Below are 5,569 nucleotides of genomic sequence, written 5' to 3'. Positions count from 1 at the left end.
CAAAGCGCTGACTTCAGGGCCTCTTTTAGGTGTTTCGCTTGCTGTTGCGTGGTCTTGTGTCTTCGGTGTTGCGCTGTCTTGCGTTGAAACGGGGGGGAATACTCTGTGTAGTTCGGATGGGTCGATCATCCACGCGCCAGATTCATCCTTTTGACCCGAAATACGCCCATTTTTCAGGGATCTTGTGATGGTTGCCGTTGCTACTCCTGTAGCCTTTGCAGCCTGCCCTGCTGTGTATTTCATGGGTCTTTCCGTCCTCTTGCGGATCGTTTCATGCAAGGCATTTTGTGTCGTTGCGGTGAAAGGCTACTCGTCGGCGCCTGTCGCAGGCAAGTCTGGTTCCATGCCATCCAAGAACGGCTGTGAAGGCGGGGGGAGGCCGGGGCCGTTCGGAAGCTGCCTTTCGTCCCTGAATAGGCTTGGCACCTTGCGCAACGGCTCTTGTCGCCCCAGTTCGGCCCGGTCTGGCTGCTCTTCCTCGGAGAGGACAACCGCCGCACTGAACAGGCTGTAGCGCAGCCCATCGCGTCCGGTCGCCCATGCGACCCTGTCGTTGATGACATAGGCATTCACGGTTCCACTCTCGCCCACTTGGCGCACCTCAATCCATCTGTCCTGAGCCAGCACATCGAGGGCGCGTTGCACGGTGGGGCGGCTGCATCCCATGAGGGTGCGGAGCGTCTTTTGGCTGATGATGACGGCGTTATGTTCACCGATCCGAGCTGTCAGGATGTGCATCAGTTGCGCAGCCTTGGGGGCCTTAGCGATCAGTGCTGCCCATGCTTCATGCGCAGCCCGCTCTGTTTGGACCCATTGGCCTGCGGATGATTTTCGCGGCAGGGCTGGACGGTTCTCGGACATTGGCACTCGTTGATTTCGGGCGGCGAAAGTGGTCGATTTTTGATGCGACCCGCATCATCTGTGAACTGATAATGAACGCCAGCGTGCAAAATTTGCAAGAAAATATTGAAAGTCAGTGTTCAATATTTGCACAAACCTGCATCATCTAGATGATGCAGGGGTGCCTCATAGCTCATGAGGCACCCCCCCCTGGTAAGTAATTGATATTATTGTATGAATTTTTTTACCCTTCTTATGATCTTAAGGCAGGCAAAAAATGCACAGTCCGGGCGCGCTTGCGCGCCGGGGGGGAGCGCCTTTCCAAGGGGCTGGCGACCCCCCGCCTACGGACGGGCTGTGTAGTTTTTGCTTGCCATCGGACGCGAGGCCCCTTGTGGGCCGAGTGGACGATTCCGCGCATGTGTGCGCGTGACGGGTGGGGGTGCGGGGGAGGGATGATGCACCGGGAACGCCCCTGGCTGGCCTCGGATTTGCTTAGAACAAGGAAGTGATAACTTTGGTTGTCAGACACCCACATGATAACTATAGTTGTCGGATGATCGAGTTAATCCGAAGCGGAACCTTCGATGCCTGGCTTTCCGGTTTGCGGGATCGCAGGGCGGTTGCGCGCATCGCTGCCAGACTGGACCGCCTTGCGGCGGGGAACCCCGGCGATGTGGAGCCGGTCGGAGAGGGTGTTTCGGAACTGCGGATCAACTACGGGCCGGGCTACCGGGTGTATTTCATCCAGCGCGGTCCGGTTCTCGTGATCCTGCTTTGTGGCGGCGACAAGTCCACGCAGAGCAAAGACATCAAACAGGCCAAGGTGCTGGCCGCAGAGTGGAAGGGCTAAGCGATGCCGGAAGAAAAATTCGCCCGCTATGATTCCGCCGACTACCTCAAGACCGAGGAAGACATTGCGGCCTATCTCGAAGCGGTCATGGAAGATGGCGGCGACGATCCCGCCTATGTTGCCCGCGCCCTTGGGGTGGTTGCCCGCGCCCGGAACATGACCGCGCTGGCCCGTGAGGTTGGTATGAGCCGGGTGGGGCTGAACAAGGCACTGTCTGGGGATGGGAATCCCACGCTATCCACGGTGATGAAGGTCGCCAAGGCGCTCGGGCTGAAAGTCTCGATCCAGCCCGGCGCGTGAGCCGTCATTCCCTGGCTGGCTGTGTCGGTGGCGAAACCATGAAGATGCAGTATCGGCTTCCGTCCCGCTGATCGGCGAATGATCCGCCTGCGGACAGGCAGTAGATGCGGGGATGCTGGCCGAAGGCTTTGGCATCGGCACGGCCTTGCAGCCAGAACACGGCCAGCGCGCCGATAAGCGCCCCTGCGGCCCCGATCGAGGCCAGCCAGACCCAGAACCCGCCGAACCAGCGCCATGCCTCTCTGCGGGCCTCTCCTGCGGCCTGTGAGAGGCTCTTGGCCGTTTGGAGGATCTCGGCATGGGATTCCCGGATAGCCCCTCTGGCGGCGTCCTGTGCGGCTTCTATGGCGGCGAGGTTGGTCTTGGCGGTGGCGAGCTGCAGCTGGCCTTCAAGGCGCTGTTCCAGCCGCTTTCCGGTTTGCGCCATGTTGTCGAGGCTCTGGGCGATGGTCGCGTTGAGGTGTTCGGCCTCGTCCCTGTCGAGGCTGGTGCGTTGCAGGTTCTCGATCTGGCGGCGCAGCGCACCAATATCATCGACCAGAACCAGAAACGGATCGGTGCTGCCGCTCATGCCTCACCCGCCCCGGCGCTTTGCGCCCTGGCATCGAGGTCGGCCAGCAGTCCGGCGATTTCCTTCTGGTCCACGTCCCGGGTTGCGTTCTTGCGCAGGGTGGATGCCAGCCATTTGGAAATCTTTGGGTCTTTCAGGGCCTCGGTGGTGACGATGGCGCCGACGATGATCTTTCGGCGGGTGTCGCTGGCTTTCTGACGTGTTTTGAGCCGCGCCAGCTTCGCTTGCGCATCTGCAATCTGCTGGTCGATGGTGCGCGCCATTCTTCCGCCCTTCCTCGTTACAACCGTTGAATTTGTGCCGCGTAGTGGATAGCGTGTCAAACACAAAGTGCCCACTTATACAAACGCTGCGCGTTTGTGTGGGCAAGGGAACCCTGCGTTTCCCTTGAACCCTTAGCGAAGTGCAGCGCAGAAATGGCAATCTACCACCTTCGGGCCACGATGATTTCCCGCTCCGCTGGCCGCAGCGCCACGGCGGCAGCGGCATACCGCGTGGGCGAACGGATCGAGGATCACCGCACCGGGCTGACCTTCGATTACCGTGCGCGCGGCGGCGTTGATCACGTCGAAACCATCGCCCCTGCCAACGCGCCTGCATGGGTGCAGGATCGGGCGGCGCTGTGGAACGCGGTCGAGGCGGCAGAGACCCGGAAGAATTCGCAGGTTGCCCGCGAAATCCGGGTGGCTCTGCCCGCCGAGCTGGACCACGGGCAGCGCGTCGAGCTGGTGCGCGCGTTCTGCCAGCGCGAGTTCGTGGCCCGTGGCATGGTGGCCGACATCGCGCTTCATGCGCCGGGGCGCGAAGGCGATGATCGCAACCACCATGCCCATATCCTGCTGACCACCCGTGAAATCGGCCACGAAGGGTTCGGGGCTAAGAACCGGGAATGGAACGCGGTCGAGATGCTGGAAGGATGGCGTGAGGCATGGGCGCGGGACAGCAACCGCGCCCTTGAGCGATGCGGCCATGACGAGCGGATCGATCACCGGACACTAGAGGCGCAGCGGATCGAGGCGCAGGAGCGTGCCACCGCGGCGCATGATCGCGGGGACGAGGCCGAGGCGCTGCGTCAGACGGTGCGGGCGGTGGAACTGGACCGGGATCCGCTGCCGCAACTGTCTGCCGGGGCGTGGCAGATGAAGGAACGCGGCATCGAGGTCGCGGCCGTCCGGGTGTGGCGCGAGGTCAAGGCGCAGGCGGCCGAGGTTGCGCGGGTGGCGGAGGTTCTGGCCGGTCAGGTGCGGGACTGGATCGGGCGGGCGGTGGATCGCCTCGGGCCATTGACGCAAGAGGGGGCGGCGCAGGGTCTGGCCTATGCCGGCGCTGCGGATCGGGATGGCCGGGAGGGGAGGCAGGACCTGGCCGCGCGGTTGCGCGAGGCATGGGAAGCCCGCCAGAGCCGCACCGCGTCTGATGCCATAGCCGCACCTGGACAAACCCCGGAGCCGGAATCCGCCCGCAGTCTGGCCGAGCGGCTACGGGAGGCCGCGCAGGGGATCGACCGGGGAACGCTGGCCGAGGCGGCAGCGCGGTTGCAGGAAAGCCGGGAGGCCGAAGAACGCCAGCGGGTGCAGGAGGCCGAGCGCCTGAAGGAGCAAGAGCGGCAGCAGGAACGGTTGCGTGAGCGGGAAGCCCGCGACCACGACCGGGACGGCGGGCTTACCCACTGACCCAGCCTTTGAACTCTCAGTAGGCCGGTCATGGTGGATGTCAGTCGGGCGTTAGAGCAGGACGAGGAAGACTTCTTTTTTTGCAGTGGCAAGCAGGTCGCTGAACTTATTTTCAAACATTGCCGCAAGTTCATCGTCGGTAGTTTCAGGCGAAAAATAAGGTCTGAAATTCTGGTAGACCGGCAATAACGGATTTGTGGTCTTGGCTTCTATGTTGGCGATGATTTCGGTCGCAAACTTCCCTTGCAATTTGATGATTTCCCTAACAGGGGAACGGAAAGCATCGCTCTCAATTTCGCTTTGGCTCAGTGGTGGGGTGTTCGGGATTCTTGGAATTACGAGAGGGAGAAGGTTTTGAGACATGGTCGCTTGATACATGGCGATGATGGCGGTGTGTCGGTGCGACGGGTCCTTGACGCACTTCTGCATGTAAGCTGCATACACTAGGGTATAGGCTGCTTTGACAGCATCAGCATCGGCGCGGATCACGGCAGGCATTGGTGAGTGCCCTCCGTGCGCCTGAAGCAGGCCTAGAATCTCCGTTGCAAGGTCATGTGTGATGTCAAGAAGTGGCTTTGCCTTGCCTCTTACAGCTTCCAGCTTTTGAAGCTTGTCTGTCGCTATCAGATTGGCATCGAAACGTTTTCCTTTCGGACGAATATCTTTGATGCCCTGCCCTGAAAATATGCGATTGGCCTGACTGAGGATTGCAAAGAATATGGTCGTTATGAGGGGGATGTAGGCAAGCTCATCCCAGTAACGACTTTCTGCGAAGATAAATGCAAGGAATCCGCCTAATACGATGATTCCTGCAAGATACTTCTTTTGTATAGTTGCCCCATTGGTCAACCATTGCAGCCCGTAGTGTATCCACACTGGGGACGCCACGGTGAGCAATGCAAATATTCTCATAAACAAGCCGCCATCTAGGACTTGCTGATAAAGGTGCTCGGATATGGGTATCGAGATCAGTACCCATATTGCGGACAGCGCCATAGTCGCTTTTTTGTGGTCGATTTTCAAATAATTACCTTCTCAAAATAAGGTTTGCTCACGGGCAAGCACCATGCTCACAAAGCGGACCTAATTCTTACCGAACAGCCACGCCAAGAACCCTGACTTTCCGGCTGTTGGAGCAGGCGGCGCAAGTGACAGGCGTTCCGCCATATCACGCCACTTGTCCCGGTCTTCCCGAGCATCGGAAAGGGCGTCCCGCAGCGTCTGAACTTCGCGCTCCAAAGCGCTGACTTCAGGGCCTCTTTTAGGTGTTTCGCTTGCTGTTGCGTGGTCTTGTGTCTTCGGTGTTGCGCTGTCTTGCGTTGAAACGGGGGG

9 protein-coding genes are annotated in these 5,569 nt (G+C 60.0%); 3 read left to right on the top strand and 6 right to left on the bottom strand.

What is annotated here, in order from left to right; all coding sequences use genetic code 11:
• On the bottom strand, window positions 1-243 hold a 243-nt coding region (locus tag GBJ34_RS20825; RefSeq protein ID WP_226341205.1), incomplete at its 3' end, for a MerR family transcriptional regulator.
• A 63-nt stretch (window positions 244-306) separates the two neighbouring features.
• Entirely contained in the window at window positions 307-861 is a 555-nt protein-coding gene (locus tag GBJ34_RS14930) for a helix-turn-helix domain-containing protein (RefSeq protein WP_226341204.1), read from the bottom strand.
• A 535-nt stretch (window positions 862-1,396) separates the two neighbouring features.
• On the opposite strand from GBJ34_RS14930, the gene GBJ34_RS14925 reads away from it, so the two are divergent.
• Together GBJ34_RS14925 and GBJ34_RS14920 are read left to right on the top strand one after the other, a co-directional pair.
• Complete coding sequence (locus GBJ34_RS14925) at window positions 1,397-1,693, top strand: type II toxin-antitoxin system RelE/ParE family toxin (protein WP_151720018.1); 297 nt, start codon at window positions 1,397-1,399, stop codon at window positions 1,691-1,693.
• A gap of 3 nt (window positions 1,694-1,696) precedes the next feature.
• The gene (locus tag GBJ34_RS14920; RefSeq protein ID WP_085787616.1) at window positions 1,697-1,993 is read left to right on the top strand and encodes an addiction module antidote protein; all 297 of its coding nucleotides are present in this window, start codon (window positions 1,697-1,699) and stop codon (window positions 1,991-1,993) included.
• Between the two features lie 4 nt (window positions 1,994-1,997).
• Here GBJ34_RS14920 and GBJ34_RS14915 read toward each other — a convergent pair whose 3' ends face one another.
• Together GBJ34_RS14915 and GBJ34_RS14910 are read right to left on the bottom strand one after the other, a co-directional pair.
• Complete coding sequence (locus tag GBJ34_RS14915) at window positions 1,998-2,564, bottom strand: hypothetical protein (protein ID WP_151720017.1); 567 nt, start codon at window positions 2,562-2,564, stop codon at window positions 1,998-2,000.
• Window positions 2,561-2,827, bottom strand: a complete 267-nt coding sequence (locus GBJ34_RS14910; protein WP_085787614.1) for a hypothetical protein — start codon at window positions 2,825-2,827, stop codon at window positions 2,561-2,563. The genes GBJ34_RS14915 and GBJ34_RS14910 overlap by 4 nt, the downstream gene beginning before the upstream one ends.
• Before the next feature lie 153 nt (window positions 2,828-2,980).
• On the opposite strand from GBJ34_RS14910, the gene mobQ reads away from it, so the two are divergent.
• Window positions 2,981-4,237 (top strand): MobQ family relaxase, encoded by a 1,257-nt coding sequence (gene mobQ / locus GBJ34_RS20820; protein ID WP_226341203.1) that lies wholly within the window; start codon window positions 2,981-2,983, stop codon window positions 4,235-4,237.
• A 51-nt stretch (window positions 4,238-4,288) separates the two neighbouring features.
• Here the strand turns inward: mobQ and GBJ34_RS14900 are convergent, their stop codons facing one another.
• The gene (locus tag GBJ34_RS14900) at window positions 4,289-5,260 is read right to left on the bottom strand and encodes a hypothetical protein (RefSeq protein WP_151720016.1); all 972 of its coding nucleotides are present in this window, start codon (window positions 5,258-5,260) and stop codon (window positions 4,289-4,291) included.
• 60 nt (window positions 5,261-5,320) lie between these two features.
• On the bottom strand, window positions 5,321-5,569 hold a 249-nt coding region (locus tag GBJ34_RS20815), incomplete at its 5' end, for a hypothetical protein (protein WP_226341202.1).

Source organism: Gemmobacter serpentinus, from assembly GCF_008973825.1.
Lineage (GTDB): Bacteria > Pseudomonadota > Alphaproteobacteria > Rhodobacterales > Rhodobacteraceae > Gemmobacter > Gemmobacter serpentinus.
Note: the sequence above shows the minus strand (reverse complement) of the source record. Positions and strands in the feature narration are given on the sequence as shown.